Source organism: Desulfomicrobium apsheronum (assembly GCF_900114115.1).
GTDB lineage: Bacteria > Desulfobacterota > Desulfovibrionia > Desulfovibrionales > Desulfomicrobiaceae > Desulfomicrobium > Desulfomicrobium apsheronum.
Genome location: NZ_FORX01000006.1, coordinates 48,859 through 74,576, shown reverse-complemented (window position 1 = coordinate 74,576; position 25,718 = coordinate 48,859). Strand labels below are relative to the sequence as shown.

The following is a 25,718-nucleotide window of genomic DNA, read 5'->3' as shown; positions in this document are numbered from 1 at the left end:
ACTCTTCCCGCGCCGACAGGTCCCAAAGGCCTTAAAATGAATCAACTTGAGATCCCCTTGACCCTCATCCCCTCCGCATCGCGGGGACGCATCCCAAGCGACGAGGACTGCCGGGGATGGTGGGACACGTATGCCATGCTGGAACACATAAAAGTCCACAGCACCCTGGTGGCGGACGTGGCCACGACCCTGGCCGAATTCGCGGTGAGAAAGGGGCTTGGCAATCCGGACGGACTCGGCCAAGACGACTTCGTGCAATCGGTGCGTGCGGCAGGCCTTCTGCACGATCTGGGCAAGACCTACTCCATCGAGCACGGCGGCAATCACAGCCAGATCGGCGCGGCCTGGGTCATGGATCTGATCCGCAATCCGCGCATCGCCCAGGGGGTCATGCACCATGTCCACTGGCCGGGAGCCCTCGACCTTGAAAGGCACTTTCTGCCCCTGGCCATCATTTACGCGGACAAACGGGTCAAGCACGACGCCATCGTCGGTCTGGAGGAGCGCTTCGCGGACCTCTTCGACCGTTACGGACACACCGAACGCAGCCGGGAATGGATCACCCGCGCCTTCAATCAGGGGCGCGAACTCGAACAATTATTCAGCACCTTTTTGGGAGAAAATATTCATGAATATCCTTTTGATCGCCGGGGGCTGGTCCGGTGAACGAGAAGTAGCCCTAAGCGGCGCCAGACAGATCGAAAAAGGCCTCCTGGCGATGGGTCACCACGTCACCCTCTTCGACCCGGTCCGCGACCTGCGTGATCTCTACGAAGCGGCATCAGGCCATGAATTTGCCTTCATCAACCTGCACGGCTCCCCCGGCGAAGACGGCCTGATCCAGTGCCTGCTGGAGCGCATCGGCATGCCCTACCAGGGCTCGGACTCCCGAGCATCGCTCCTGGCCCTGAACAAGGCCGTGTCCAAGCAGATCTTCGAAGCCGCCGGATTGTCCACCCCGGCCTGGGAGTTCGTGCCGGCCAGCCATGTGACCGAGTGGCGCCCCCTGCTGCCCTTCCCGCTGGTGGTCAAGCCGAACACCGGCGGTTCAAGCCTTGGCGTCGGCATTGTCGGGACCGAGGAAGAACTCGAGTGCTATCTTGCCCAGCCTGAAATCGCCGGACAGGATCTTTTGGCCGAGGAGCTCGTCAAGGGTCAGGAGCTGACCTGCGGAGTGCTCGAAGGCTGCGTCCTGCCGCCCATTCTCATCCGCCCCAAAAGCGGAGAATTCTTCGACTACGAAAGCAAGTACGTGGCCGGGGCCACGGAAGAGATCTGCCCGGCACCGATTTCGGCCGAACTGACCGAGAAGCTGCAGTCCATGGCCCGCGCCGCCCACGACGCCCTCGGGCTGGCCGATTACAGCCGCTCGGATTTCATGGTCGCGACGGACGGGACGCCGTACCTGCTTGAGGTCAACACCCTGCCCGGCATGACCGCCACCAGCCTCCTGCCTCAGGAAGCCCTGGCCGTGGGCCTGTCGTTCGAGCAGCTTCTGACCCGGCTCATCGAACTCGGACTGCGCAAAAAACCGTGAAGCCGCGCCTTGCCCAGGCGTCAGGCCTGCTCTTCGGGACGCTCTACACCCTGCTCTGGTGCCTGGCCGGGCCGCTCACCTTTCTCTCGGCCAGAATGCGCCAGGGCTGGAAGCAGCGGCTTGGAATCGGCGCCCCCGCCCCCTGCGAAATCTGGATACAAGGGGCCTCGGCCGGGGAATGCGCCCTGGTAGCCGGCCTTCTTGAGCACCTGCGGGGCGTCCCGGTCCTGGCCACGACCTGCACCAGCCAGGGGCTTGAAGTCCTCGGCAGGATGGACTCGCCGGACCTGCAAACCCGCATGCTGCCCCTCGACCTGCCGCTGCTCATGGGCCGAATGCTGGACAGGGCACGGCCACGGGTGGTGGTGCTCCTCGAAACGGAAATCTGGCCTGGCCTGCTCATGGCCTGCGCGGCCAGGGGCGTGCCCGTGGTGGTGGTCAACGCGCGCATGACGGCCAAATCCCTGGCCGGCTACCTGTTCCTTGGACCCCTGCTGCGCCGCTGGGCGCCGCAGCGCATCGGAGCCATGGCCCCGGCCGACGCGCAACGCTTCGGACTGATCTTCGGGGCCCAATGCACAGCTGTCACCGGCAACATCAAGTTCGACCGGGCCATGAGCACGCCGCTCATGGCCCGCGAAGGCAATCCCCTGGCCGGACTCATCCCCCGGGAACGCAATTTCATCGCGCTCGGCTCCGTGCGCGAACAGGAAGAAACGCTGGTGCTGGAGCTGATCCGGCAGTTGCGCGAAGGCGATAAGCAGTGCGTCATCGGCCTCTTCCCCCGGCACATGCACCGCATCCCCGCATGGCAAGGGCTGCTCGCCCGAGGCGAAATACCTTTCGCCCTGCGCAGCACGCTGGACGGCCAGGCGCAGCCGGGGAGCGTTGTGCTCTGGGACAAATTCGGCGAAATGAACCCGGCCTATGCCCTGGCGCGGCGCGCCTTCGTGGGCGGCAGCCTGGCGCGGCTGGGGGGCCAGAACTTCCTTGAACCCCTGGCCCAGGGCGTGTTGCCGTGCGTCGGTCCGCACACCCGCAACTTCGACTGGGTGGGCGATGAAATATTCGGCAGCCTGGTTTTCAAATCCGAATCCATCCCTGAAATCACCCGCTTCCTGCTCACCCCCGCCCCGCCGCGCAGTGAAGTGCGAGAGGCGGCCCTGAATTATGTACGCGCCAGACAGGGTGCAACGGCCGCATCGATCGAACTCATCCGCCCCTATCTTCACCGGAGTCCCCATGCCTGAGGTTATCGCAATCATCCCGGCCAGGTACGAAAGCTCCCGCTTTCCGGGCAAACCCCTGACCATTATCCATGGCAAACCGATGTTCTGGCACGTCATGCAACGCGCGAGCCTGTGTCCGCAGATAGACACCGTGGCGCTGGCCACGGACGACGAGCGCATTTTCAACGCGGCCCTGGAACTGGGCATGACCGCGCTCATGACCAGCCCGGACCACGCCAGCGGCACGGACCGTGTGCTTGAAGCCGCGCGCCTCCTTGACGCGGCCCCGGACAGCGTCATCGTCAATGTCCAGGGCGACGAGCCGGCCCTGAATCCTGAAATGCTGGCCGAACTGATCCGACCCTTCGACGACCCGCTCGCGCAGGTCACCACCTTGGGGCACATAATAAGTCCCGAGGAGGCCGCATCCGCAGATCGGGTCAAGATAGTACGCGCGGCGGACGGCCGGGCGCTCTATTTCTCCCGGGCCAAGGTCCCTTTTGGACGCGACAACACTCCGGAATATATAGGACATATCGGCATCTACGGACTGCGCATGCACATCCTTGAAAAATTCAGCGCTTTGGGCGAGAGTCATTTGGAGAAACTGGAAAAACTGGAACAGCTGCGGCTGCTCGAAGCTGGCATCCCCATCCACGTGTCCCTGACGCGGCACAAAAGCCACGGCGTGGACCGCCCAGAAGATCTGCCAACAGTCATTGCACTCATGAGAGGAGAACATCATACATGAAAGCTATTCTGGCCCTTGAGGACGGAACCTGGTTTGCGGGTCAGTCCTTCACCGGCCCCGGCGAAGCCGGCGGCGAAGTCATCTTCAACACCGGCATGTCCGGCTATCAGGAAATCCTGACCGATCCGTCCTATTACGGACAAATGGTCTGCATGACCTACCCGCTCATAGGCAACTACGGCGTGAACCTTGAGGACGTCGAATCCTCGCGCATCCATTGCCCGGCGCTCATCGTCAAGGAATGCTGCAAGGAGCCCTCGAACTGGCGCTCCAAGGAGAGTCTTCCGGACTATCTGAAACGCCACGGCATCATGGGCCTGGAAGGGATCGACACCCGCGCGCTGACCCGCCACCTGCGCATTCATGGCGCCATGCGCGGGATCATCTCCACGGCCGACCTGACCCCGGAGGAGCTTGTCGCCAAGGCGGCGGCCCTGCCCTCCATGGAAGGCGCAAACCTGGTCGATTTCGTGGCTCCCAAGGAACCATATTATTGGGATGGAACAGGGCCCGTGCCCGCGACAATGGACGGGGACCTGCCGCTTTGGCCCGAGAATTCCGAAGGCAGCCTGCGCGTGATCGTTTACGATTACGGCATCAAATGGAACATCCTGCGCCTGCTGGCGGCGGAAAACCTGACCATCCTGGTCGTGCCGCCGACCTTCCCGGTCCACCTCGTCAAGAAATTGGCGCCGAACGGCATCTTCCTGTCCAACGGCCCCGGCGATCCGGCCACGCTGACCGAGGCCATCGCCATCATCAGGGAACTCTGCGAGCTGTATCCCGTGGGTGGCATCTGCCTTGGACATCAGCTCCTCGGAATTGCCCTGGGCGGAACCAGTTTCAAACTCAAATTCGGCCATCACGGGATCAATCATCCGGTACGTGACGACATTACCCGAAAGATCGAAATTTCTTCACAAAACCACGGTTTTTGCGTAGACATTTCCAACTTGGACTTCCTGGAACTGACTCACCTCAATCTGAATGATCAGACCTTGGAGGGTTTCCGCCACAAGACGAAACCCATCTTCAGCGTGCAGCATCACCCTGAAGCCGGTCCCGGACCGCACGACAGCCAGTACTTTTTCGCCCGGTTCAGGCGCATGGTAGAAACCGGTCAGGTCCAATAAACAACTAAATCGCGCACGTCGCGCAAGGAGCGCCCATGTCGGCAGAGATTCTCAAGGCCAAGAAACAGCTTGGAGAAGTCAACATGCTGCTCAAACAGGGCAAGCTCCTTGCCGCCGTGGCCAATCTGCACGAAGCGGTCGGGTTCATCCTCAAGGGCCAACTCATGAAGCACGAAATGCAGTCCTTCACCGAGTCCCTGGACAAGGCCGCCTACCACCTCGCCAACGACCGCGAGCTCAAAAAAATCTACCCTCTCCAGATCAGCTACAAGCCCGGCGAAGAGCGGGAACTTCTTGCCAGCCTCTACGCTCTCTTGACCTTTTTGCAGGAAAATCTTGCCGACGAAGCCAACTCGCACCTGGCCGCACTGGCGGAATACCGGCTCAAGCAACTGGAGCTGGCCAGAAAACTTCTTCAAACCGACGAAATCGCCAAGGCCCAGCAGGTCTGCGGACGCCTCATCGACGCGGCCAAAACCGACACGGAACTCAAAATCACCGTGGCGGACACCTTCCTTGAATTCGGAAAATACGACGAAGCGCTGGAATACCTGAAGGCTGCCTACGCGGACAACCCGGACTCGGCCCACATCTTCAACAAGCTGGGCATGGCCCTGCGCAAATCCGGCAGACTCGAAGAAGCCGAGAAATTCTACATCCAGGCCCTGGAGCGTCAGGCTCATGACGAAATCATCTACTTCAACCTGGGCCGGGTCTACCTGGACATGAAGCGCTGGAAAAACGCCATCGCCGCCGCCGACCGCGCCCTGGCCGTCAACGCGGATTTTGTCGAAGCCAAGAAGATGAAAATGTTCGCGACCAAGCAGTTGGGAGGATGAGGGGAAGGAATGAAGACCACGCATCCGTCCCGTTCATATCAGGATAACTACCTGAACCAAATGCGAATGCTGGCGCTCAAGGTCACCAAGGACCTCGATTGCACCATTTTCTTGTTTGGCTCTCGGGCACGGAAGACTGAGCGGCGCAGTTCCGACATCGACATTGGTTTCAGCGGACTGGATGAGAAAACCTTTCTCAAAACCCGTGACCGCCTTCTGACCGAGCTAGAAGAAAGCATCATTCCCCACCGGGTGGATCTCGTGAACATGGACGCCGCACCTCCAGAATTCAAGAACATCGCCATGCAAGAGGTTGTCGTATGGAAACAAAGCTCGCGCGCAAATTGAACAACCTTGATGACGCGCTCTCAAACTTCAGCGATGCACTGACCCTCGAGCCAACATTATTTCAAGAACTTGTTGCAGACAATATCAAGTCAGGCCAAATACAAAAATTTGAATTTACAATAGAACTACTGTGGAAAACAATCCAGGCGTTTCTTTACGATGTAGACGGCGTTGATGTCGTGACTCCAAAATCTGTCGCAAAAGAATTCGTGGAAGCTGGCTACTGTGATTATTCGATGTACGAACTATTCATCCAGGCAATCAATGACAGAAATCAACTCAGCCATATCTACCGCCAAGAGATGGCAGAATCAATCTGGAACAGACTTCCTGAATATGAAAAGCTCGCAAAACATTTTGCTTCAATCATGCGTGAAAAGTATTTCGGGAAAGAGTAAAAATTCCCAAATTTGCCACAATCCACCGCAGCATCTCCAGCAAATATAAACCTTTCTTTTGTGCCGCCACCCCTTGGCACGACAAGTGCTAAATGTTTACAGGAAGCCCTCGGGCTGAAAGGATTTTGACACCTCTTGCCAGGATGGCGGGAAACATATGCACTTACGAAAACGAGTCCTTGTCACGGGCGGTTCCGGTTTTTTGGGATCACACCTCTGCGAACGTCTGCTGCTGGAAGGCTGCGAAGTCATCTGCGTGGACAACTTCTTCACCAGCTCGCGCCAGAACATCGAGCACCTGCTGCCCAATCCCAGATTCGAGCTCATCCGCCACGACGTGACCTTTCCGCTCTACCTGGAAGTCGACGAAATCTACAACCTGGCCTGCCCGGCCTCACCCATTCACTACCAGCACGACCCGGTGCAGACCATCAAGACCTGCGTGCACGGGGCCATCAACATGCTAGGCCTGGCCAAACGCCTGCGCATCCCGATCTTCCAGGCCTCGACGTCAGAAGTCTACGGCGATCCGGACGTCCACCCGCAACCGGAATCCTACTGGGGCAACGTCAACCCGATAGGCCACCGCTCCTGCTACGACGAAGGCAAACGCTGCGCTGAATCCCTATTCTTCGCCTACCACCGCCAACACGGCCTGCCCATCAAAGTGGGAAGACTTTTCAACACATACGGCCCGCGAATGCATCCGAATGATGGAAGAGTCGTCTCAAATTTCATCATGCAGGCCCTGCAAGACAAACCCATCACCATTTACGGAGATGGCTCGCAGACGCGGTCGTTTTGTTACGTGGATGATCTGGTGGAACTGATGCTGCGGTTCATGCGCAATGATCATGAATTTTGCGGACCGCTGAACATGGGAAATCCCGGGGAATTTACGATTTTGGAACTGGCGAAGCAGGTTGTTGAGATGACAGGGAGTTCGTCATGTATTTCGTTTGAACCGCTACCTACAGACGACCCGAAGCAAAGGAAGCCAAATATTACTTTGGCTGAAGAACGTTATAGATGGGATCCGCAAGTTCGTTTAAACGAAGGGTTAGCGAAAACGATAGAATATTTTAACAAAATGCTGAATGCATTCATGTTAAAATAAATATAAATTCGTATCATAATTTTAAATATGTTTTACAAATTATCGCATTCGCACCTATTGAAAATTATTATTACAAATTATTTATAATGCAAATTACTACGAATAAGTACTCAAAAAATATTCAATCTATATTTTGATTTAAATTAACTTATTAAATATTTAAATATACAAGGCGATGTCATGTTAAACATAAATGATCTTGAATGGCCAGGGATAAAATTTATTGATCCTAGTTGCAGAACAGGGAGATATAAAAAAAAATTTTACAAAGCGTTTTTGCCATGTGCGAAAGACATTTTATTAGATTTTAAAAATAAAAAAATACTCGAAACACTTTATGCAGAAAATCTAATACCTGAAACAACAAAATCAAAAATTAAAGTTGATGGTTTCATTGAAATATACAGACAAAAAACTGAAAACTATAATGTAAAAAGTAAATATTGGCCCACAACACTATCTAAAGAAGCTTGCCTTGCGTATATCAAACTCAATCAAACACTATTAAAATACGGGTACGGTTGCATAGACGGACACACTAATAATTTTATTATCCAAAGAAATAGCAAACCACTATGGTGTGACATCGGATCATTCATCCCAACAAACAACTATCCGTATATAGGCCTTAATGAATTTATCAAATGCATGCTGTACCCTTTAATATTGAGATCGCAAGGAGAAATATTTGACCCACTAATGAGAGAAGCTCTTGACGGAAAAATACCTATAAATCTTATGAAAAAAGTTACTGGAGTAGACATTGCGTACGCTGGTACAAGAGAAAATATATTAAAACATCTCGAAAATTTTACAAATACACTCACATTTGATTGGAAAAAAACTACATGGAGTGAATACTATACTGACGAAAATATCTCTCAATCTTTTAATATTAATAATTGCAGAGCGATTAACTGGAAAAATGAACCGAGAAAGCTTGTTATTTCTCGTCTTTTAAAAATTCTAAATCCAAAAACGGTTATTGATCTTGGCTCAAATGCAGGTGTTTTTTCAATAATGGCGGCTACTAATGGGGCCGAAGTCTTATCCGTCGAACCAGACGACGCAGCAGCATGCAAATTTCTGAAAAACATCCAAAACAAAGACAAAGGAATTAAAATCAAAATCATGGTAGACAAAGTCGGAAATGGGCACGAAAAACGAGGAGAGCTAGCATTAGCACTCGCACTAACACATCATATGTTCTTTACTCACGAGTATAGACTCCCTATCATCGCTAGAGAACTTGCATCTCATACAAGTAACTCACTTATCACTGAATTTATGCCTATGGGTTTAGGGAAATTAAAACCAATTCCAGATCCCTTACCTGAAAACTATAATCTAACAATATTAACAAATGAACTAACAAAGTACTTCAAAAATGTCGAAATTATAGACTATGACATGCCAAAAAATCGCGCCAAAAGAATTTTGATACTCTGCACAAATAAAATCTCAGATTCAGCGTTAAGAAAAATTAAACCTGAGATACGGCCGACTTGAGTATTTATCCAAGACAAATCTTTTATAGTCTAAATTACAATATCAGAACACAATACATATTGAATAATTTTAACTTTATTGTAAAAACAACCAGAAAAGCTTCACAGCCGCTCAAATCTCACATAAAAAAAAACAAATAATAACATCTCAAACTTTTAATCCTAACTATATGATAAAAAAACACCACGAACCACTTATATCTGACGCAAATCACAGCAAATCTTTTTCATCAAAACCAAAAAACACAATAGAGCATGACAATAAAGCTTTATCTTTGACATACAAATTAATAAATCTGAAAAAATTCGATCAAGCGTATGAATTTATTTTAAACTATATAAACAAATACGATTCATTCAGCACCAATTTTTTCAGACTAATTTCTTATATATGTCTAGAAACAAATAGGTTTGAAGAATCATATGCGTATTACAAAGCTTTTGAATCCAAAACAATTACAACAAATGATTCTATTAGATATAAAATCAATTCTTACAAAAAATTAATTCGCCCCAGAGCACCTATCGAAGCAATAGAAATTTTTAAATTTGACAGATTTGATATTTTAGCAAAAATAACATTTTTATATTTTCATTATAAAAAAATAAATTCTACTTGGGGCGAAAAACTTTATGCAGCTCATCTATTTACTTGGAATGGAATTAAAGAAATAAAACCGATTAAAAATAGCCTTAAAGACTATATAAAATCATTTATAGACATATCAAAACTTGTCTCGGACAATGAATTTGATTTTAAAAAATATCCGATACTCCTTGATAACAAGGATCACGTCATAGATGGATCACATAGACTAGCTTCAGCGATATATTTTAACAAAAAGGTTCGATACAGCTACATTAACGAAAGCGACGCTCCAGAATATACTTATAAATCATCTTTGAATTTCACAAATAATAAATACGAACTGCATGGAGGCGCATGCCCCTTCTATGTCCTTACACCTTGCGATACTTACCAATCCTTAGAAGCCCACCACATCACACACAAAGGAAGGAAGTTAGAGCAAAGGTTCTCTGATTATATGGCTCTTGAGTATTTAAAATTAAAAAGAAAAAATGTATATTCTATTATACTTTACCCTTCAACTAAATCTTTTGACACAAGCGAAGCTGCGAACATTATTAATCGATATGCTGATATAATTTATTACAAAAAAATAGATCTTAACAAATCTCAAGGCAGAAACCTTATCATCCAAGCTTATTTAGACGAGGATTGGATAGGCAATATAAACAACAAGTTTGCAGGGGCAGACATTCAATATAGAAAATGTTTTACAGAAAAAAATTTTACAAGATTTTTTTTAATAGAAACTAATGATTTAAACACAGTATTATATATTAAAAAAGAGTTAAGAGATTTTTTTAATATAGGAAAGCACTCCGTTCACACATCCGATTCACATACAGAAACATGGCGAATATCAACAAGCTTACTAAATCATAATTCATTAAACATGTCTAAATACTTAAAATTTTCATACACATCCAATTTTTATCGTAATTTTATTTATTTTAAAAAATGGGCACACATAAACGACATACATACTGATGAAATATGCATTACAGGCAGCTCTATTCTGTCCCTATATAATATAAGAGAATCTAACGACATTGACTACTTACACCGCGAATCCGTACTATATACAGACACAAAAAAAATTAAAAGCCATTTATCTGAAATAAAGTACTATGGGCACTCTTTCGATGATATTATTTTTAACCCAGAAAATCACTTTTACTTCGAAGGAATTAAATTCGCGTCACTCGATGTGATTAAAAAACTTAAAGCAAATAGACGAGAACAGAAAGATTTAAATGACCTTGACCTAATAAAACAACATACGGATAAAGATTTTAAAATTCAAGCATGCGCTGCGGAGAAAATATCAACACTTAAATCTCATCATTTCAAAACTTGTAACCACACAAAACAACCCACTCAACATCTCCATATTGCCCAATTTTGCATGCAAGACTACGGAGGTGCCGGAACTGCGGCCTTGCGACTCCATGAAAGTTTACGCGCACAAGATATTGACAATACCTTTTTAGTTCAAAACATGGCGAAATGGCGGCCAGGATCTTCGCTCCTAACACGCACACCTCATTTAACATCCAATCAAAAATTTATTTCCCCAGAATGGCGTGTTTTCCAAGCTAAAAACGATGAAATTTTATCCAAATATCCTCATAGACCGCAGGGATTAGAGATTTTTTCAATTCCGTGGGCCTCAACTGTCATCAAAAATAACCCGGATGTGAAAAACGCTAACATTATCAATCTGCACTGGATATCAGGCACTTTGGGCCTCGCTGAAAATCTTAATTTTCTCAAAGACAAAAAAATTGTCTGGACTCTGCATGATATGAACGCCTTAACCGGTGGATGCCATTACGCTTCCGGGTGCCAAAAATATAAACAACAATGTGGAAGTTGCCCGCAGTTAGGCTCAATCCAGGATAACGATCTATCCAGGCAGATCTGGAAAGCCAAAATGACTGTTTACAAACAACTTGACATCACAGTTGTTGCCCTCAATCAATGGATGGCGAATTGCGTAAAAAACAGCTCTTTACTCTCTTCTTTCCCTATTCACATCATTCCCAACGGCGTACCTACGGATGTCTTCAAGCCTTACCCGCAGGCCCAAATCAGAAATTCTTTGCAGATCCCGAACGACGCATTTGTTATACTGTTTGGCGCTGACTCCGTAACCAATATACGAAAAGGCTTTATCCACCTAATCCGAGCCTTAGAATACCTTAAAACACTTGCTCTCGATAATAATATTGCTCTTGTAACTTTTGGCCAACATGCTCACCACGCCGTACAAAATTTAGACTTTCGTACTTATTCTTTTGATTACATTGAAAAAGAATCTGAACTTGCTTTAATTTACAGCATGGTTGACGTCACAGTCATACCATCACTAGAAGACAACCTCCCCAACGTTGTTCTAGAATCACTGGCTTGCGGCACTCCGGTAGTCGGCTTCAATTCGGGCGGGATACCAGACATGATTGAGCATAAGAACAATGGATACCTTGCTCCTGTCGGTAACCACAAGGAACTGGCAAGGGGGATACAATGGCTTATGGAGCAGCTAAAGATGGGGAGCAATATCAGGCTGAAGTCTCGCGAGACAGCACTGAGAGCATTTAACTTACCTTTACAGGCCAATTCATATCAAAAATTGTATAATCAGATTTTGTACAAAACACTTTCAGACAATAAAAAATCTATAAAACAATCTATATAGTTTATAGATCTAAATCATGAAAAAAATTATATCGGTCATCATTTCAACATACAACTCCGCTAATTTTATGGCAGAGTGCTTAGACGAACTCATCAAACAAACCATCTTTAAGCATCTTGAAATTATTATTGTCGATGCAGCATCGCCTCAAAAAGAAAAAGATATCGTCCACCCATATCAAAAAAAGTATGAAAACATATCCTACCTCCGCCTTAATAAACGCATCGGAATCTACCCCGCATGGAACATCGGAATCAAAAAAACAACCGCCCCCTACGTCACGCCCTTCAGCACTAACGATCGCCTCAATCCTGCCGCCTACGAAACGTTAAGCAAAGCTTTAGACGAAAACCCTGATGCCGACTTGGTTTACGGAGACACCTACCTCTCTCACCTACCGCACACTCCTTTCGAACATGGCATTGACACTCCTGGCATGGTTCAAAAGTGGGACGAATATTCATATAAATTTTTACTTGAAGACAACTGCATCGGACCACATCCTATGTGGAGAAGAAAAATTCACGACACTGTCGGATATTTCTCAGAAGACTATGTTGCCCTTGGAGATCAAGAATTCTGGCTCCGCCTTGGTAGACATTCGAAAATGCTCCACATTCCTTTTTTTTCCGGCTTATTTTGGTGGTCCAAAAAATCTCTTTCAGGCCAGGATATCTCTCACACCGAATTCTTATCGATTCGGAAAAAATATTATCACCAATATCTCAATGATTATAGAATGATGGAGCATAATCTTAAAGCTATCGAAAATCTTATTCATCTCGGACAAAAAGACAAAGCAGAAAAGATAGTTGAAGAATGCAAAAAACAATATTTCTACATGTTTGAAAATTTCAATATTTAAAAAAATGCATCTTTCTATCATCATCCCAGCATTCAATAATTATTCATATACAAAAAAATGCATACTATCTTTTAATAGATCAAATCTACCTGATAAACATGAAATTTTAGTTATTGATAACAACTCAACTGATGAAACAGCAAAATTTCTTTCTGTTCTAAATTTTCAAAACCTCAAAGTTATTAAAAATAAACGAAATTTTGGTTTTGCCTATGCTTGTAACCAAGGCGCGCGCCAATCTTTTGGAAACCACATCATCTTTCTTAACAATGATACTGAAGTCACCGCGAATTGGGTCGATGGCTTGACAAAATGTCTAACTTCTAACCGTAATATCGGGATTGTCGGCTGCAAACTTCTTTATCCTGACAGCACCGTTCAACACTCAGGAGTAGCTTTTAGCTCCATAAAAGTTCACCATATTTACAGAAACTTCGCCCCCTCTCATCCTGCTGTCAATAAACAACGTGAATTCAAGGCTGTCACCGCTGCATGCATGATGGTTCCGCGAAAACTCTTTCTTTCCCTCGGAGGATTTGACGAATCCTTCATCAACGGATTCGAAGATCTCGATTTCTGTTTCCGAGCCAGAAGCAAGGGATACAAGGTGATGTACACCCCTGAAAGCGTCGTCATCCACCACGAAAGCAAAACTCCCGGCCGCCACGATCACCATGCGCACAATGCCCGCCTTTTCGCCTCTCGCTGGTTGTCCAGTATTGATCACGATCTGGACAAAATCTATGCTGAAGACGGATTGCGGCGACACCTTGAGTTCGAAAAAAAACTAGGGGGGAAATGGCTCGAAGATTCGAATCCAAACCACTTCTGGGACCAGGCCAGATCCTTGGTAATTTCTGGCGAATATGCTGACGCAGAAAATTTTTTTGACCAGGCATTGTCTTTCAATCCATACGACGTTCGCAGACTCTCCATCGCTGAAGAGCTTTCCGACTTGTACGTGAAATGGGGTCGAATATCAGATGCGGAGCAATGCCTTGACGCAATCATCCAGGTAACGCCCTCCAAGCGCCTGCTCCAGAAAAAAGCCCGGATCGCGACGATGGCACCTCACCTTCCATCGGATTTATCCCAAAAATGAACGCAAACCAGTGCATCAAAATCGCCGTCTATTCCTTGGATCTCCCCCATTACGCCTGTGCTGATTTGCGAATTGTGACCCCTTTTCGAAAACTTCGAGAGCATCTGGATTTCAGATGGGCTGTTCAGGATTGCAACGGACAATCACGGATTGACGCGGAACCTGCCGAATGGGCTGACCTCATTGTCGTTCAACGCTATTTTCCACTCAAGGAAACATCCCCGCTCCTCGAAATCATTCTTGCCTCTGGCAAGCCCGTTGTATTCGAGATTGATGATCTCCTGCTCGATGTCCCACCGACACACCCCCTTTTCCACAATTTTCAAAAGACGGCTCCGTTCATCCGTCAACTCATCCCCAAAGTGGATGTCGTGACGGTGAGCACTGACGCCCTGCGTGATCGTCTTCTCGAATTCAACCCGAACACGTTAACGCTTCCAAACTTCATCGACGAGGCGGCCGTCACGCCAGCCATTCCTTTAGCAGACCCTATGAAAACCGTCATCGCGTATATGGGCAGCCCAACGCATGACCAGGACCTCAAGTTCATCGAGGACGCACTCTTCCGGGTCAAAGAAAAATTCGGGGAAGCGACTGAATTTATTTTCTGGGGATGCGCCGGAACGCGGCTAGCAAAACTGGGCAGGGTCATTCCATTCGACGACAGCTACGCATCGTTCCTTAAATCCCTTGGCAAAATCCATTTCGACATCGGGCTTGCTCCCCTGGCAGACAACGCGTTCAACCGCTGCAAAAGCAATATCAAATGGTTGGAATACTCCGCCCACGCCCGGACAGGAATTTTCTCGGACCTGGAGCCCTACCGCGAAAGCGTGGAGCATGGAAAAACGGGGATGCTGGTCGGCGACGACCCGAAAGAATGGTTTGAAGCGTTGGAATATCTGATCTCTAACCCAGACCAAAGAAAAGCCATGGGGCGAGCGGCCCGTAAGGACGCTTTTGCCCGTTTCGGACTTTCAAAGGGCGTGCACCGCTATCTGGAACTCTACAAGGGTTTGCTGAAGCGATAACAGTACACGCGAATCTATACACCCCTGGCCTGGTGATGAGCAGACAATCGTCTACAAACTTCCAGCAGCACTTCGTCACGAGTTTTCTCCGCCCAGCGCTGTAGGGCCATAAATTTTCTCGGGATGTCCTTGGAAGCCGCCTCCTCACGCAATTGTTCAAAGGTGTTGCGACAGTTTGTCAACAATTCCGCATCACCCAGTCTGCTAGCTACCCGAGCCAAACCCGTGACCACTTTTTCCGTCGAGAAATAGCTCTGCTGCAACTGGAGAACATCCAAGGCAGCTTCCCACATCCCTTGTTTAAAGAAAAAATCCAACAGGCGTTCGTACCCTGCCTCCCACAAAGGTTCCGCAATAACTTCCGCCCAAAGGCGCTCCATCCCAAAATCTTTTGTTTCGCCTTCGGAACGAACGCACACGATGTTCGCTGTAAGGGTCGAGGTGAGCCGGAGTTCATATCCGTCCGCATGTGCAAACAGATGCATGTCCGGGTAAAACGCCCCGTGGCAGCGGCGGGCAAGCACCTGTGAATTATGACTCTCCGCGTTAAAACGCCCCGGAGTCTGGCTGGTAAGGTGGTATACCCGACTTTCTGGCTCGCAACGCAACGTCAGCCCAAGTGAACGAATCTTCCAGCACAAATCCAGATCTTCGTAACCGTTGCGGTACTCTTCCCAAAACCTTCCCGCTTGCCCAAAAACTCCGGCAGGGATCATGAGGGCGGCGCCGGTGATGGCCTGCAGATTCCGTTCACGTCGAACAACCGGGTGCGTGCTTGGAAAATTGTGATACAAATGCGTGACGTGATTGGTGGGTGTGAAGGTGACGCCCAGATGCTGGACACGATCCTGGTCCGGATAGAGCAATAACGGCCCCACCGCACCAAGCTCCGGCCTGACCTCGAACGCCCGCAACAACGGCGGCAGCCATCCCGTGGTCAACAGCGTGTCATTATTCAAAAAAAACAGAAAATCCGCATCCGCCCGACTCGCCCCCAGGTTGCAACCCGGTCCGAAATTTATGTTTTCATCTAGGCGCAAATGCTCAAAACGCTCCCCAAACAATTCTTGTCCGAGCATCCCGCATGCCCCAGCAGTCTCGTCCGTGGAACCGTTGTCGACCACGATGACCTGCACATCCTCGTCCGGCGTGTGCTCTCGCAGGCTGCGCAGGCAGCCCGCCGTAAGCGCCCACTGGTTGAACACGGGAATGATGATCGCAACTTTATACTGTCCCATAATGACCTGCCTCAATCGATTTCCCGGAAATCTCCGGCCATCAATTTCACGTGTTCACGGTAATCCGAACCAAATCTTTCCGCGAGATACCCCGCCTCCGCCTCGGCCGCCCGGGCCATGAACCCCTCCACCTCGCGGGCGGTGGAATGATACTTGTGCCGGATGACGACCTGATGATCTACCACGCAGGCAAATCCAGTCTCCTGCGTCCGGCTTGAAAACCAGACATCCACACCGTAGCCGTACGGGTTGCCCGCGAAATCAACGCCCCCTGCCCGTTTCCAGAATTCGACGCTGACCAGCGGCGCGATCCCGTCCACGTAACGCACCTGCCTGAACTGCCCTCCAGGCCGTTCCACCATCTGCGGATGGTACGGATTGGCCGTCACTGCCGGGGAATACACGCCTATCGGCCCGACCAGACGCTCTGCCCGGGCCAGGCGCAGACACGTTCGCTCGATGAGCGGAGGCTTTGAAACAAAGGTCGCATCGTTGTTCAGAAACCAGACATGGGAAGCGCCCTTGGCCGCCAAAAGCCCCATGACCCGCTCCAACGCCCCGGCCCAGTACAGATTTTCCTCGGCCCGCAGCCAGGCGTTTTCATACGGTTCGGGGCTGGCGTTGTCGAAAACCAGAATCCTGTCCCGCCGCGCGGGGTCGCTCTCCATCAATTGCCAGTGCAGCTGTTTCGTGCGCGCAGCAGGCCCATAGTGCAGAATCACGGTGTAAAGATTCATGCCGGAGTCCCGAACAGGCGATTCATGTTCGCGCAGATCGTTGCCATGCGATGGGCATGCTCAAGACCCCGGGCCTGACAGCCACAGATCAGTTCGGCCATGAGATAATGCTTTGCCGAAATGAGCAGAATTCTGGGCTGCTTGCGGACAGATCGGTTCATCGGATTGTATGCCCGTTATTTGCAGACTCCGACAACGCGGCCACTATCTCGCATTTTTGGGCGTCACTGCCATAGGCGCCGACCGTCCGGGCCATTCGGGCGGGAATGTCCAGATTCAGGGACAAGGCTTGCACCGCCCGCTCAAGGCCCAGCGCCGCGCCCAGCACGTCACCGTCCGCCGACCACCAGCCGTTGCCGCCCCACGGCACATCGCGCGGCGCATAGCCATGCGGCGCATATCCATCCGGCTCTATCTGCCGCATATAATCCCACCCGCCAAAGCCGGTAAAACCCACGCACAGACAGCCGCAGGCCATGGCTTCAAGGGGCGGGAGCGGGCAGCCTTCGGGAAAACCCGTGACCAGGAAAACGTGACAGGAACGCAGCACCCCGGCCACCCCGGGCCGGTCCAGACCGTGGATGGGTACCCATTCCACCTTTACGCGCGGGTTGCGCTCCTCGAAGATGCGCCGGATCTGCTCGGCCAGGGCCTTGTTCTTGCGGGGCATGAAGCCGATACGCATCAACCCGCCGGGTTTTGACGCCGGAGGATGAAAAAGCGCCATGTCCAGAGCCGGGCGGATGACCTGCGGCCTCCTGCCCAGCACCTGCTCCATGTGCCAGGCCACGGGATCGGACACGGCCAGAAACTCCACGGGCAGATCCCGCCAGTGCACGCCCGCCTCCAGGCCATGAAATAGATAGGACCAGTTCTGGCAGTAGACCAGGGTCCGGCAGCCGCGCTTCAGACCCGGCACCAGGGCATTGGGCCAGCCTTCGGGAACCACGTAGGTGTCCCCGGTCGCCATGTCCGCCGTGCTGGCCCGCACCCAGGGCAACCCCGCGCACTCGGCCCCGCCCGGCGGTTCGTCCCAGTACAGAATACCGCCCAGCCTGCCCAGGACGTGCAACTGCCGGGCGATCTGCAAAAGCACCATGCACCCTCCGGACATGGCCTTGAGCGGCGGATAGAAAATCCACGTTTTCATGGCCACACCCGAAATCGTCCGGACTGAAATTTGACTGAAAATAACGCCATGCTGTCCCCTGAGCAAAATAAAGGCCAGTCAGCCTCCAGATCGACGCCCTCCTCACGAGGCCAAGTCCACCGATTACGACACTTCCGTAACGGCACTTCCGTAAACGCCCTCGCAACGCAAAAACATCCTGCCAGCCCCTCCGAATAAAAAAAGGCCACGCATCACGCATGGCCTCAAAACGATCCCCCCTACCCGGGTCAAGGGGCGCGCCCCTTGCGGGGTGCGGGGCAGGGCCCCGCTTTTCCCTTCTCCCCTTTCTTTATGCCTCGTCCCGGGCCCGGATCTCGGCGCGCTTGATCTTGCCGCTGATGGTCTTGGGCAGTTCCTTCACGTAGTCGATGATGCGCGGGTATTTGTAGGGCGCAGTCACTTTCTTGACGTGGTTCTGCAATTCCTTGGTCAGTTCCGGCGAGGGCTCGTAGCCTGCGGCCAGGGTCACGGAGGCTTTGACGGCCTGGCCACGGTCGGGGTCGGGCACGCCGGTCACGGCAGCTTCGACCACGGCGGGGTGGGTGATGAGCGCGCTTTCGACCTCGAAAGGGCCGATGCGGTAGCCCGAGCTCTTGATCAGGTCATCGATGCGCCCGAGGAACCAGAAGTAGCCGTCCTCGTCCATCCAGGCCTTGTCGCCGGTGCGGTAATAGCCTCCGTTCATGACGCTCGCGGTCTTGGCCTCGTCCTGCAGATAGCAGGAGAAGAGGCCCACGGGCCGCGTGGGCTCGATGCCGATGCAGATTTCCCCTTCAACGCCGGGGGGGCAGGGCTCGTCGTTTTCGTCCAGGAGCCGGATGTCCCAGCCCGGGCAGGGCTTGCCGATGGATCCGGCCTTGGGCTTCATGAACGGGAAGGTGGCGATCTGCAGAGTGGTCTCGGTCTGTCCGTAGCCTTCGTAGATGGGCATGCCCATTTTCTCCACCCAGGTCTCGAACACGCTGTCGTTCAAAAGTTCGCCCGCAGTGGTGCAATGACGCAGCGCGGAAAGATCGTAGGCGTCCAGATCCTCGCGGATCAGGAACCGATAGACCGTGGGCGGCGCGCAGAAATTGGTAACTTTGTGGTCGGCGATGACCCGAAGCAGCCTGGCTGGCTCGAACTTGCCCCGAAAATCCCAGACGAAAACCACTCCTCCGGCCAGCCACTGCCCATAGAACTTGCCCCAGGTGGACTTGGCCCAGCCCGTGTCGGCCAGGGTCAGGTGCAAATTTCCGGGCTCAATGTCGTGCCAGTAGGAGCCGGTCATGATGTGCCCGAAGGGGTAGTTAAAATTGTGCAGCACCATCTTCGGGTGCCCTGTGGTGCCGGAAGAAAAAAATATGGTCGCCGGGTCTTCACCGCAGGCCGCGTCGGCCGGACGGGGGAAGGCTGATGACGCGTCGGCGACGATCTGAGAAAAACTGTGCCAATCGCCTTCGGGCTGCTCAAGGCCGGCCAGCACCTGCACGGCAAGCGTCGGGCAGTCAAGCTTGGCCGCTTCCACCGTGGCGCGCACGGATTCGTCGACGATGGCGCCCTTGATGGAGGCAAAATTGACCCGGTAGGTGATGTCCTTGGCCGTCAGGAGCGCAGGCGACGGCACGCCCAGCGCGCCGAGCTTGTGCAGGGCGAGCATGACGGTCCAGAATTCCACCCGGCGGTGCAGGATGATCATGACCTTGTCGCCGCGCCCGATGCCGAGGCTCTGCAGCGCACTCGCCAGACGGCTCGACTGTTCGGAAAAATAGCCGAAGGTGTATTCGCGGCGCACATCGGCGTCGTCCACGTGAACCATGGCCAGTCGCGCAGGGTCCGCCGCGGCGGCTGCATCGACCATGTCGAAGGCGAAATTGTACTTGTCCGGGATGGTCAGGGAAAAAGATGCCTGGAACTCTTCATAAGACGAAGGACGCAGTTTTGTATGCATGGGTACTCCGATGGTGTTGGATTGATTCGGGATGACTGCTTGCGGGGTACGAACCTTGTGGCTCGCCCCCTAGATAATCACATCCAGAAACTCGGCCGGTTGGCCGTCCAGACCACGCAGGGCGTGGGGAGTACGCGAGGTGAAATACAGGCTGTCTCCAGGTTCCATGACATGGACCGTGGAGCCGAGGGTGATTTCAAGCTTGCCTGAGAGGACATGGATGAATTCCTGCCCGGGGTGCTCGTTGAAGGTCAGGGCGTGTTTGTCCTTGGGAGGGACGGTGACGACGAAGGGCTCCATCTTGCGGCCGACGAAACGGTAGGCCAGACTCTTGTAGTCGTAGTCCTTGCGCCGTTCCACGCTCATGCCCTTGCCCTTCTTGACCAGGGAGGCGGTGTGCAGATGCGCTTCCTTACCGGACATGAGCACGGTCAGGTCGACCTGAAACACCTGGGCCACGTTGAAAAGATAACTGACCGGGATCTCCTGCTCTCCGGATTCGTAGCCGAGGACATCAGCGGCCGGCACGCCCAGCTGCGCGGCCATATCCTCTTCGCTCAAATCCATGGCGTCCCGCAGCCCCCGCAAACGGGGCGCAATATCCTTATAGGCGGGTTGTTGCGCATCCATAGTCTGCTCCTTGTACTGAAAATGTATGAAAACAGGGGCAGAAATTACGGGCTTCGCGCTCAAAAAGCAATGCGCAAGCGATAATCGAGTAAGGATTTCTGCGTGTCAGCTACACTTCGACAACGGAATTTTCGCAGTTTCCGAATTCGCTGTAGCAATAGGAATCCGCGCTCCAGTCATTCTCCCAGCGATCATCGTCGAGCAGGTAGCGAAACTGGTACGCATTTCCAATGGGCAGATCGATGGTCAGCTTGAAAGACCCGTCTTTGAGCTTCTTCATGGGCAGCGAGTGCATGGCCCATTCGTTGAATTCCCCGACCAGAAACGCCGTTGCCGCCCCACCTGCGCCGCCGGCCGGCAGATGAAAGGTAACCTTGCAAATGTTTTTCGTCTTCAAATATTTCTTATCGATACTCATCTCATCCTCCATGTGTCTAAAAGATCTCCGTGCAGGGATGCGTAGACATCCATATACTTGCGCGCGGAGTGTTCCCAGGAAAACCTTGTCTGCATGGCACTCACCTGAACTTCTCTCCAGGCGCTCCGATCTTCCCAGACCTGCACCGCCTTGCGCACCGTGGCCAAAAGCGCCTCCGGCGTGGGATCGTCGAAAATGAACCCATTGGCGCCGGTGCGGGGATATGGGGTTATTGTGTCTCGCAGGCCGCCCACCGCAGTGGCCACGGGCGGAGTGCCGTAGCTCAGGCTGTACATCTGCGTCAGACCGCAAGGCTCGTAGCGTGACGGCATGAGAAAGATGTCCGCCCCGGCCTGGATGAGATGCGACATCTCCTCCGTATACCCGATGACTCCCGCGATCCTGCCCGGGTAGTCCTCCATGACGCTCATCAGCATGGCCTCGAACTCGGCGCGACCCTCGCCCAGAACCACCAGCCCCACGCCCAGCTCCATGAGTTCGGGGATGATTTCGAGCACGATGTCGATACCCTTCTGACCACGCAGGCGTCCGACGAAACCCAGAAGCGGACGCTCGGTCAGTTCGGGAGACAATCCAAGCAGACCCATGAGATGCTTCTTGCAGTCCACCTTGCCTTCAGGCTTTTCCGCCGAATAGGTGCACTCCAGGATCCGGTCGTTCTCGGGGCTCCAGATGGAGTAGTCCGCGCCGTTCAAAATCCCGACCAGATCGGCCGCGCGGCGGGTCAGGATGCCCTCCAGGCCGCAGCCGAATTCCGGGGTCATGATTTCCGCTGCATAGCTGGGACTGACCGTGGTGATCTTGTCGGCGTATGCGATCCCGGCCTTCAGCAGGTTGAAGCTGTTGTAGAATTCCACGCCCTCCATGTTCCAGGCTTCCAGAGGCAAGCCTGACTGCTCGAAGAGGCGATAGGAAAAACGGCCCTGATAGGCCAGGTTGTGGATGGACATGACCGTGCGCACGCCCGCCCAGAAGGGATCGACGCGCCGCCAGAAGGCCAGATAGGCCATGGCCAGGCCCGCGTGCCAATCCTGGGCGTGAACGATGCGCGCACCCATGTTCAGATGCCTGATGGCGGCCAGGGCCGCGCGACAGAAAAAGATGAACCGCTCGCAGTTGTCGAAATAATCGCCCTTGTGCGTGCAGTAGTATTGACGGCGGTCGAAATATTCGCCGCGTTCTATGAAATAGACGGGCAGGCCGTGATAGTCGGCCAGATAGATGTCGGCCGTGGTGTCGGCCCAGGGGTATCCCACCGGACAGTCCTCCTGAACCAGATGCACGGGGTATTGTCCCGTGGAAAGCCTGCCGTAGAAGGGCGTGATCACGGCCACGCGCACCCCCATGCGGGACAGGGTCAGGGGCAGGATGCCCATGACGTCAGCCAACCCTCCGGACTTGGAGAAGGGATAAATTTCCGAAGTCAGGAAAACTATATCGTGGGGCGGTGTGATCATGCGCTCCTGCTTAATTTCTTGGCAAAATCGGCAATGATTCTGCGGTGATCAAAGGCAATATCGGTCGGCAACGCATCAAGGGGAAAGAAACGGGCATTCCTGGCGTCGTCTCCGGCGCACGGAATTGCGTCGTCATCGCATTCCGCCGTGTAGGCCACACTCAAGGTGTGAAAACGCGGGTCACGGTCCGGATCGGAATAGACTCCAAGAAGCCCGGTCAGGCGCACTACCAGGCCGGTCTCTTCCAGCGCCTCGCGAACGGCAGCCTGTTCGGCGCTTTCCCCGCAATCGATGAAGCCTCCGGGCAACGCCCATCCATGTGGCGGGTTGCCGCGCTCGATGAGCAGAATCCCCTGAGAGTCGCGGTAAAGTACAATATCCACCGTGGGGAAAGGATTTCTCTGCGCAACCGCTGCGCCGCATCGTGTGCATGCGCAGCTGAATGACCGGGTTTTGTGCATGGCATCCTCGTAGCTTTCTTATGCCAATTCTCTTCAAAATTGCCTAGCACCATTTTTCCGGGACTTGAAGCCTTAAACTTGGCTACGCAAAATCGTTACAAAAGCACTCAAAACATCTGAAAATCATCTGCCGGATTAGTGATACGTTCAGCGCTCAAAAGCGCAACCCCCAGCATTGACAGAGGATTTCTGTCCCGAATGCATAGCCCTTAAAAGACAGGTACCAAAAATGATCGTGGAGCACGGCATGAGCCCGCTCGCGAGCATGGCTGCGCGTGATTTTTCGGAGATCAAACAAAATCGGCCCCCGAACCGTGAGGTTCGGGGGCCGATTTTGGCAAAAAGAGGAAGTTATTTTCTAATTAGCAAAGGTCGGGCCAAAACGAAATTCACTTCAATTTTTATTAATAAAAACTTTAAATACTTAAAATTAAACAGTTTTATTTCAAGATCTAAAGCCCCAGTCCACTCGAATAAATTCAAATTTTTAAACCCCGTATTCTTTAAAGCCCGAAGCAGCCCATCCGGTAAAAAAAATTTTGTACTAAGAGAGCGCCTCAAACCCAGCGGCTATTATCTCCTCGGCCGATATCGCTCCCGCTCGCAGGATGCGCAAGGAGTTTGTCCCCACGATTTTCACCAGCGTGGAAGGCAATCCGCCACCGGGCCACGGAGTGGATGCAATGACCAGCGCCCCAGAATCTCTGACAAGCTCCGGGTCGAGCTCATCCGGCCTGCACACGGGCGGCCGGCCGCTGCGGTTGGCGCTGGAAGACACCAGCGGCGCGCCGGCCTCACGGCAGAGACGCGCGGCAATGACGTGCGGGGACATGCGCACGGCCGAGCGACCGGCGTGGTCCTTGGCAAGCGGACTCACTCTCGGATCGACCTCGGCCACGATGGAGAGCGGCCCCGGCCAGAATTTCCGGGCCAGCTCCTCTTCGGCGTTGGTCAGACGCAAAAAGCGCTCCGCCATCTCCCAGTCGGAGACGATGAGCGGCAGAGGCTTGTCCGCGGGCCTTCCCTTGGCCGAAATAATTTTCTCCACGGCTTGGTGCACCGTGGCCAGACATCCAAGGGCGTAAAACGTCTCCGTCGGGTAGATGACCAGCCCGCCGCGCGCAAGTTCAAGAACTTCAACCTCGTGCTGCCGACTCATGCGGCCCGCCCTCCTTCGTGCATTGACCGGGCTCCGGCGAGGCTGGTACACGCATGGCACGGGCGCATTCGGCGACGCCCGGCAAACCTTTCCGGCCCTTGCAAATAAAATTCATGAATTTTCATATGTTGGAATCAAAGCTCGTCTTGGCAGGGACTTTGCTTGGTCTGATGAAAAAAGGAAGGAGATGGCCATGAAAATCACCCCGGATCAATTGGCTGCCCTGCAGCTCCAGCAAAAAAACACGGCCCGGAACACTCCAGGCGAAGGATTCGCAAAGGCCCTGGCCCAGGAACTTGGATCGGAATCCACCGCCCAGACCAGCAATGCCGCGCCTGCGGCCGGTCCCATGGTTCGACTTGATCAGGCCTTGCAGGCCGCCATGCTGCAAAAACCAACAGAGCAGACGGTCATGGACAAGATGAATGCACTGCTTTCCAAGTGGGAAGATTATTCCCAAATCATCGGCTCGGAAAACGGCAATCTGCGAGAAGGCTACAATCTGCTCGCGGACATTCGCCAAAACATCCAGGAGGTCAAGGGCGATCTGGCCCAAACCTCCGGTCAGGGGCTCGCGGCCATGGTCGAAGAGCTGGACATCCTGACCACCACGGAAGAGTTCAAGTTCAACCGCGGCGACTACCTGAACTAACGCCCGGTTCCGGTGCCATTTCTCCCGTTTTTTTCGGCGCTTCACCTGAAGCGCCGTTTTTTATGATCAGAGCAGACCCAAAACAGCCTCGCGCACGCTAGCCTGCTTGATCTCCCGGCGCGAGCCCTGAAACCTGAATTCGCGGCTCCAGATCCGATGATTGATCCGCCACGCCATCCAGACCAGTCCGACCGGCTTCTCCGGTGTTCCGCCGCCCGGCCCGGCAACGCCGGAGATGGCCAGGGCCACGGGAACCTTCATCAGCTCGCACACGCCCTTGACCATGCTCTCAACGCAAGCCTGACTGACTGCGCCATGGCGGATCAGTATCTCTTCGGGTACGCCGAGCAGACGCATCTTGACGCGGTTGTCATAGGCCACGACTCCGCCTTCGAACCAGCGCGAACTTCCCGCCACATCCGTCAGGGTGCTTGCGAGCAACCCCCCGGTGCAGGACTCGGCCGTGGCCATATGGGCTCCCTGAAGAAGCAGGGATTCTCCAAGTCGGCCGACCATGGTTTCCACATCAAGTTCCATCAACCCTCCAGATCAGACGGGGAATAATTCTCCATGCCACGAACGTGGCAGTCCGGGCTTCCATGCCCAAGGCCAGCGACCGTGCCCGGCTTCGCCAAGCATCATCCTGAAATTGATGGAATCTTCTACTCACGCACATGGGCCTAAGGCAAGCCTTGAATT

26 protein-coding genes are annotated in these 25,718 nt (G+C 52.5%); 15 read left to right on the top strand and 11 right to left on the bottom strand.

All coding sequences use genetic code 11. The features are described 5' to 3' along the window. Positions 1 to 36: 36 nt before the first annotated feature. The 14 genes from BMZ40_RS08120 (at position 37) to BMZ40_RS08055 (ending at position 15,145) form a co-directional block, all read left to right on the top strand. Positions 37 to 666, top strand: a complete 630-nt coding sequence (locus BMZ40_RS08120; protein WP_092373909.1) for an HD domain-containing protein — start codon at positions 37 to 39, stop codon at positions 664 to 666. Then, on the top strand, positions 629 to 1,537 hold the full coding sequence (locus tag BMZ40_RS08115; RefSeq protein ID WP_092373907.1) for a D-alanine--D-alanine ligase family protein: 909 nt from the start codon (positions 629 to 631) through the stop codon (positions 1,535 to 1,537). Before BMZ40_RS08120 ends, BMZ40_RS08115 begins: the two co-directional genes overlap by 38 nt. After that, positions 1,534 to 2,787, top strand: coding sequence for a 3-deoxy-D-manno-octulosonic acid transferase (locus tag BMZ40_RS08110; protein WP_092373905.1), 1,254 nt, complete (start codon positions 1,534 to 1,536; stop codon positions 2,785 to 2,787). The genes BMZ40_RS08115 and BMZ40_RS08110 overlap by 4 nt, the downstream gene beginning before the upstream one ends. Then, positions 2,780 to 3,517: a 3-deoxy-manno-octulosonate cytidylyltransferase gene (gene kdsB, locus BMZ40_RS08105; protein WP_092373903.1), complete on the top strand. Its 738-nt coding sequence runs from the start codon at positions 2,780 to 2,782 to the stop codon at positions 3,515 to 3,517. Before BMZ40_RS08110 ends, kdsB begins: the two co-directional genes overlap by 8 nt. Continuing rightward, on the top strand, positions 3,514 to 4,650 hold the full coding sequence (gene carA / locus BMZ40_RS08100) for a glutamine-hydrolyzing carbamoyl-phosphate synthase small subunit (protein ID WP_092373901.1): 1,137 nt from the start codon (positions 3,514 to 3,516) through the stop codon (positions 4,648 to 4,650). Before kdsB ends, carA begins: the two co-directional genes overlap by 4 nt. Positions 4,651 to 4,685: 35 nt before the next feature. Continuing rightward, a complete protein-coding gene (locus BMZ40_RS08095; protein WP_092373899.1) occupies positions 4,686 to 5,489 on the top strand; it encodes a tetratricopeptide repeat protein in 804 nt (267 codons plus the stop codon). Between the two features lie 9 nt (positions 5,490 to 5,498). After that, a complete protein-coding gene (locus BMZ40_RS08090) occupies positions 5,499 to 5,837 on the top strand; it encodes a nucleotidyltransferase family protein (RefSeq protein ID WP_092373897.1) in 339 nt (112 codons plus the stop codon). Continuing rightward, positions 5,810 to 6,235, top strand: coding sequence for an HI0074 family nucleotidyltransferase substrate-binding subunit (locus BMZ40_RS08085; RefSeq protein ID WP_092373895.1), 426 nt, complete (start codon positions 5,810 to 5,812; stop codon positions 6,233 to 6,235). The genes BMZ40_RS08090 and BMZ40_RS08085 overlap by 28 nt, the downstream gene beginning before the upstream one ends. A 157-nt stretch (positions 6,236 to 6,392) precedes the next feature. Continuing rightward, complete coding sequence (locus tag BMZ40_RS08080) at positions 6,393 to 7,352, top strand: UDP-glucuronic acid decarboxylase family protein (protein WP_092373893.1); 960 nt, start codon at positions 6,393 to 6,395, stop codon at positions 7,350 to 7,352. Positions 7,353 to 7,532: 180 nt separating this feature from the next. Further along, entirely contained in the window at positions 7,533 to 8,861 is a 1,329-nt protein-coding gene (locus BMZ40_RS08075; protein WP_092373891.1) for a hypothetical protein, read from the top strand. 169 nt (positions 8,862 to 9,030) lie between these two features. Next, on the top strand, positions 9,031 to 12,147 hold the full coding sequence (locus BMZ40_RS08070) for a glycosyltransferase family 4 protein (RefSeq protein WP_092373889.1): 3,117 nt from the start codon (positions 9,031 to 9,033) through the stop codon (positions 12,145 to 12,147). 16 nt (positions 12,148 to 12,163) lie between these two features. Beyond that, positions 12,164 to 13,012 (top strand): glycosyltransferase, encoded by an 849-nt coding sequence (locus BMZ40_RS08065; protein WP_092373887.1) that lies wholly within the window; start codon positions 12,164 to 12,166, stop codon positions 13,010 to 13,012. Beyond that, positions 12,960 to 14,114: a glycosyltransferase family 2 protein gene (locus tag BMZ40_RS08060; RefSeq protein ID WP_177193080.1), complete on the top strand. Its 1,155-nt coding sequence runs from the start codon at positions 12,960 to 12,962 to the stop codon at positions 14,112 to 14,114. The genes BMZ40_RS08065 and BMZ40_RS08060 overlap by 53 nt, the downstream gene beginning before the upstream one ends. Continuing rightward, complete coding sequence (locus tag BMZ40_RS08055; protein ID WP_092373883.1) at positions 14,111 to 15,145, top strand: glycosyltransferase family protein; 1,035 nt, start codon at positions 14,111 to 14,113, stop codon at positions 15,143 to 15,145. Before BMZ40_RS08060 ends, BMZ40_RS08055 begins: the two co-directional genes overlap by 4 nt. A 14-nt stretch (positions 15,146 to 15,159) precedes the next feature. Here the strand turns inward: BMZ40_RS08055 and BMZ40_RS08050 are convergent, their stop codons facing one another. The 10 genes from BMZ40_RS08050 to BMZ40_RS08010 form a co-directional block, all read right to left on the bottom strand. Next, entirely contained in the window at positions 15,160 to 16,383 is a 1,224-nt protein-coding gene (locus BMZ40_RS08050; RefSeq protein WP_143075574.1) for a glycosyltransferase family 2 protein, read from the bottom strand. 11 nt (positions 16,384 to 16,394) lie between these two features. After that, positions 16,395 to 17,120 carry a glycosyltransferase family protein gene (locus BMZ40_RS08045; protein WP_092373879.1) on the bottom strand — a complete coding sequence of 242 codons (726 nt, stop codon included), beginning with the start codon at positions 17,118 to 17,120 and terminating at the stop codon, positions 16,395 to 16,397. Further along, a complete protein-coding gene (locus BMZ40_RS19565) occupies positions 17,117 to 17,281 on the bottom strand; it encodes a hypothetical protein (protein ID WP_177193079.1) in 165 nt (54 codons plus the stop codon). Before BMZ40_RS19565 ends, BMZ40_RS08045 begins: the two co-directional genes overlap by 4 nt. Beyond that, positions 17,278 to 18,270, bottom strand: a complete 993-nt coding sequence (locus BMZ40_RS08040) for a glycosyltransferase family protein (protein ID WP_245751062.1) — start codon at positions 18,268 to 18,270, stop codon at positions 17,278 to 17,280. The genes BMZ40_RS19565 and BMZ40_RS08040 overlap by 4 nt, the downstream gene beginning before the upstream one ends. Positions 18,271 to 18,580: 310 nt before the next feature. Further along, positions 18,581 to 20,221, bottom strand: a complete 1,641-nt coding sequence (locus tag BMZ40_RS08035; RefSeq protein WP_092373877.1) for an AMP-binding protein — start codon at positions 20,219 to 20,221, stop codon at positions 18,581 to 18,583. Between the two features lie 69 nt (positions 20,222 to 20,290). Further along, positions 20,291 to 20,851 carry a helix-turn-helix domain-containing protein gene (locus tag BMZ40_RS08030; RefSeq protein WP_092373875.1) on the bottom strand — a complete coding sequence of 187 codons (561 nt, stop codon included), beginning with the start codon at positions 20,849 to 20,851 and terminating at the stop codon, positions 20,291 to 20,293. 109 nt (positions 20,852 to 20,960) lie between these two features. Further along, on the bottom strand, positions 20,961 to 21,269 hold the full coding sequence (locus tag BMZ40_RS08025; RefSeq protein ID WP_092373873.1) for an isoamylase early set domain-containing protein: 309 nt from the start codon (positions 21,267 to 21,269) through the stop codon (positions 20,961 to 20,963). Beyond that, positions 21,266 to 22,747: a glycogen synthase GlgA gene (gene glgA / locus BMZ40_RS08020; RefSeq protein WP_092373871.1), complete on the bottom strand. Its 1,482-nt coding sequence runs from the start codon at positions 22,745 to 22,747 to the stop codon at positions 21,266 to 21,268. The genes BMZ40_RS08025 and glgA overlap by 4 nt, the downstream gene beginning before the upstream one ends. Beyond that, the gene (locus BMZ40_RS08015) at positions 22,744 to 23,208 is read right to left on the bottom strand and encodes an NUDIX domain-containing protein (RefSeq protein ID WP_092373869.1); all 465 of its coding nucleotides are present in this window, start codon (positions 23,206 to 23,208) and stop codon (positions 22,744 to 22,746) included. The genes glgA and BMZ40_RS08015 overlap by 4 nt, the downstream gene beginning before the upstream one ends. A 544-nt stretch (positions 23,209 to 23,752) precedes the next feature. Beyond that, positions 23,753 to 24,367 carry an L-threonylcarbamoyladenylate synthase gene (locus tag BMZ40_RS08010; RefSeq protein ID WP_092373867.1) on the bottom strand — a complete coding sequence of 205 codons (615 nt, stop codon included), beginning with the start codon at positions 24,365 to 24,367 and terminating at the stop codon, positions 23,753 to 23,755. 193 nt (positions 24,368 to 24,560) lie between these two features. Between BMZ40_RS08010 and BMZ40_RS08005 the strand changes: the two genes are divergently transcribed. Continuing rightward, entirely contained in the window at positions 24,561 to 25,019 is a 459-nt protein-coding gene (locus tag BMZ40_RS08005) for a hypothetical protein (protein WP_092373865.1), read from the top strand. Between the two features lie 66 nt (positions 25,020 to 25,085). Here BMZ40_RS08005 and BMZ40_RS08000 read toward each other — a convergent pair whose 3' ends face one another. Further along, a complete protein-coding gene (locus BMZ40_RS08000) occupies positions 25,086 to 25,556 on the bottom strand; it encodes a CinA family protein (RefSeq protein ID WP_092373863.1) in 471 nt (156 codons plus the stop codon). Positions 25,557 to 25,718: the final 162 nt, after the last annotated feature.

Bases quoted from the DNA above. Each gene is read 5' to 3' on its own strand.
- BMZ40_RS08120 (WP_092373909.1), top strand. From the start codon at position 37: ATGAATCAACTTGAGATCCCCTTGACCCTCATCCCCTCCGCATCGCGG.
- BMZ40_RS08115 (WP_092373907.1), top strand. From the start codon at position 629: ATGAATATCCTTTTGATCGCCGGGGGCTGGTCCGGTGAACGAGAAGTA.
- kdsB (WP_092373903.1), top strand. From the start codon at position 2,780: ATGCCTGAGGTTATCGCAATCATCCCGGCCAGGTACGAAAGCTCCCGC.
- carA (WP_092373901.1), top strand. From the start codon at position 3,514: ATGAAAGCTATTCTGGCCCTTGAGGACGGAACCTGGTTTGCGGGTCAG.
- BMZ40_RS08095 (WP_092373899.1), top strand. From the start codon at position 4,686: ATGTCGGCAGAGATTCTCAAGGCCAAGAAACAGCTTGGAGAAGTCAAC.
- BMZ40_RS08090 (WP_092373897.1), top strand. From the start codon at position 5,499: ATGAAGACCACGCATCCGTCCCGTTCATATCAGGATAACTACCTGAAC.
- BMZ40_RS08085 (WP_092373895.1), top strand. From the start codon at position 5,810: ATGGAAACAAAGCTCGCGCGCAAATTGAACAACCTTGATGACGCGCTC.
- BMZ40_RS08080 (WP_092373893.1), top strand. From the start codon at position 6,393: ATGCACTTACGAAAACGAGTCCTTGTCACGGGCGGTTCCGGTTTTTTG.
- BMZ40_RS08075 (WP_092373891.1), top strand. From the start codon at position 7,533: ATGTTAAACATAAATGATCTTGAATGGCCAGGGATAAAATTTATTGAT.
- BMZ40_RS08070 (WP_092373889.1), top strand. From the start codon at position 9,031: ATGATAAAAAAACACCACGAACCACTTATATCTGACGCAAATCACAGC.
- BMZ40_RS08065 (WP_092373887.1), top strand. From the start codon at position 12,164: ATGAAAAAAATTATATCGGTCATCATTTCAACATACAACTCCGCTAAT.
- BMZ40_RS08055 (WP_092373883.1), top strand. From the start codon at position 14,111: ATGAACGCAAACCAGTGCATCAAAATCGCCGTCTATTCCTTGGATCTC.
- BMZ40_RS08050 (WP_143075574.1), bottom strand. From the start codon at position 16,383: ATGGGACAGTATAAAGTTGCGATCATCATTCCCGTGTTCAACCAGTGG.
- BMZ40_RS08045 (WP_092373879.1), bottom strand. From the start codon at position 17,120: ATGAATCTTTACACCGTGATTCTGCACTATGGGCCTGCTGCGCGCACG.
- BMZ40_RS19565 (WP_177193079.1), bottom strand. From the start codon at position 17,281: ATGAACCGATCTGTCCGCAAGCAGCCCAGAATTCTGCTCATTTCGGCA.
- BMZ40_RS08040 (WP_245751062.1), bottom strand. From the start codon at position 18,270: ATGAAAACGTGGATTTTCTATCCGCCGCTCAAGGCCATGTCCGGAGGG.
- BMZ40_RS08035 (WP_092373877.1), bottom strand. From the start codon at position 20,221: ATGCATACAAAACTGCGTCCTTCGTCTTATGAAGAGTTCCAGGCATCT.
- BMZ40_RS08030 (WP_092373875.1), bottom strand. From the start codon at position 20,851: ATGGATGCGCAACAACCCGCCTATAAGGATATTGCGCCCCGTTTGCGG.
- BMZ40_RS08025 (WP_092373873.1), bottom strand. From the start codon at position 21,269: ATGAGTATCGATAAGAAATATTTGAAGACGAAAAACATTTGCAAGGTT.
- glgA (WP_092373871.1), bottom strand. From the start codon at position 22,747: ATGATCACACCGCCCCACGATATAGTTTTCCTGACTTCGGAAATTTAT.
- BMZ40_RS08015 (WP_092373869.1), bottom strand. From the start codon at position 23,208: ATGCACAAAACCCGGTCATTCAGCTGCGCATGCACACGATGCGGCGCA.
- BMZ40_RS08010 (WP_092373867.1), bottom strand. From the start codon at position 24,367: ATGAGTCGGCAGCACGAGGTTGAAGTTCTTGAACTTGCGCGCGGCGGG.
- BMZ40_RS08005 (WP_092373865.1), top strand. From the start codon at position 24,561: ATGAAAATCACCCCGGATCAATTGGCTGCCCTGCAGCTCCAGCAAAAA.
- BMZ40_RS08000 (WP_092373863.1), bottom strand. From the start codon at position 25,556: ATGGAACTTGATGTGGAAACCATGGTCGGCCGACTTGGAGAATCCCTG.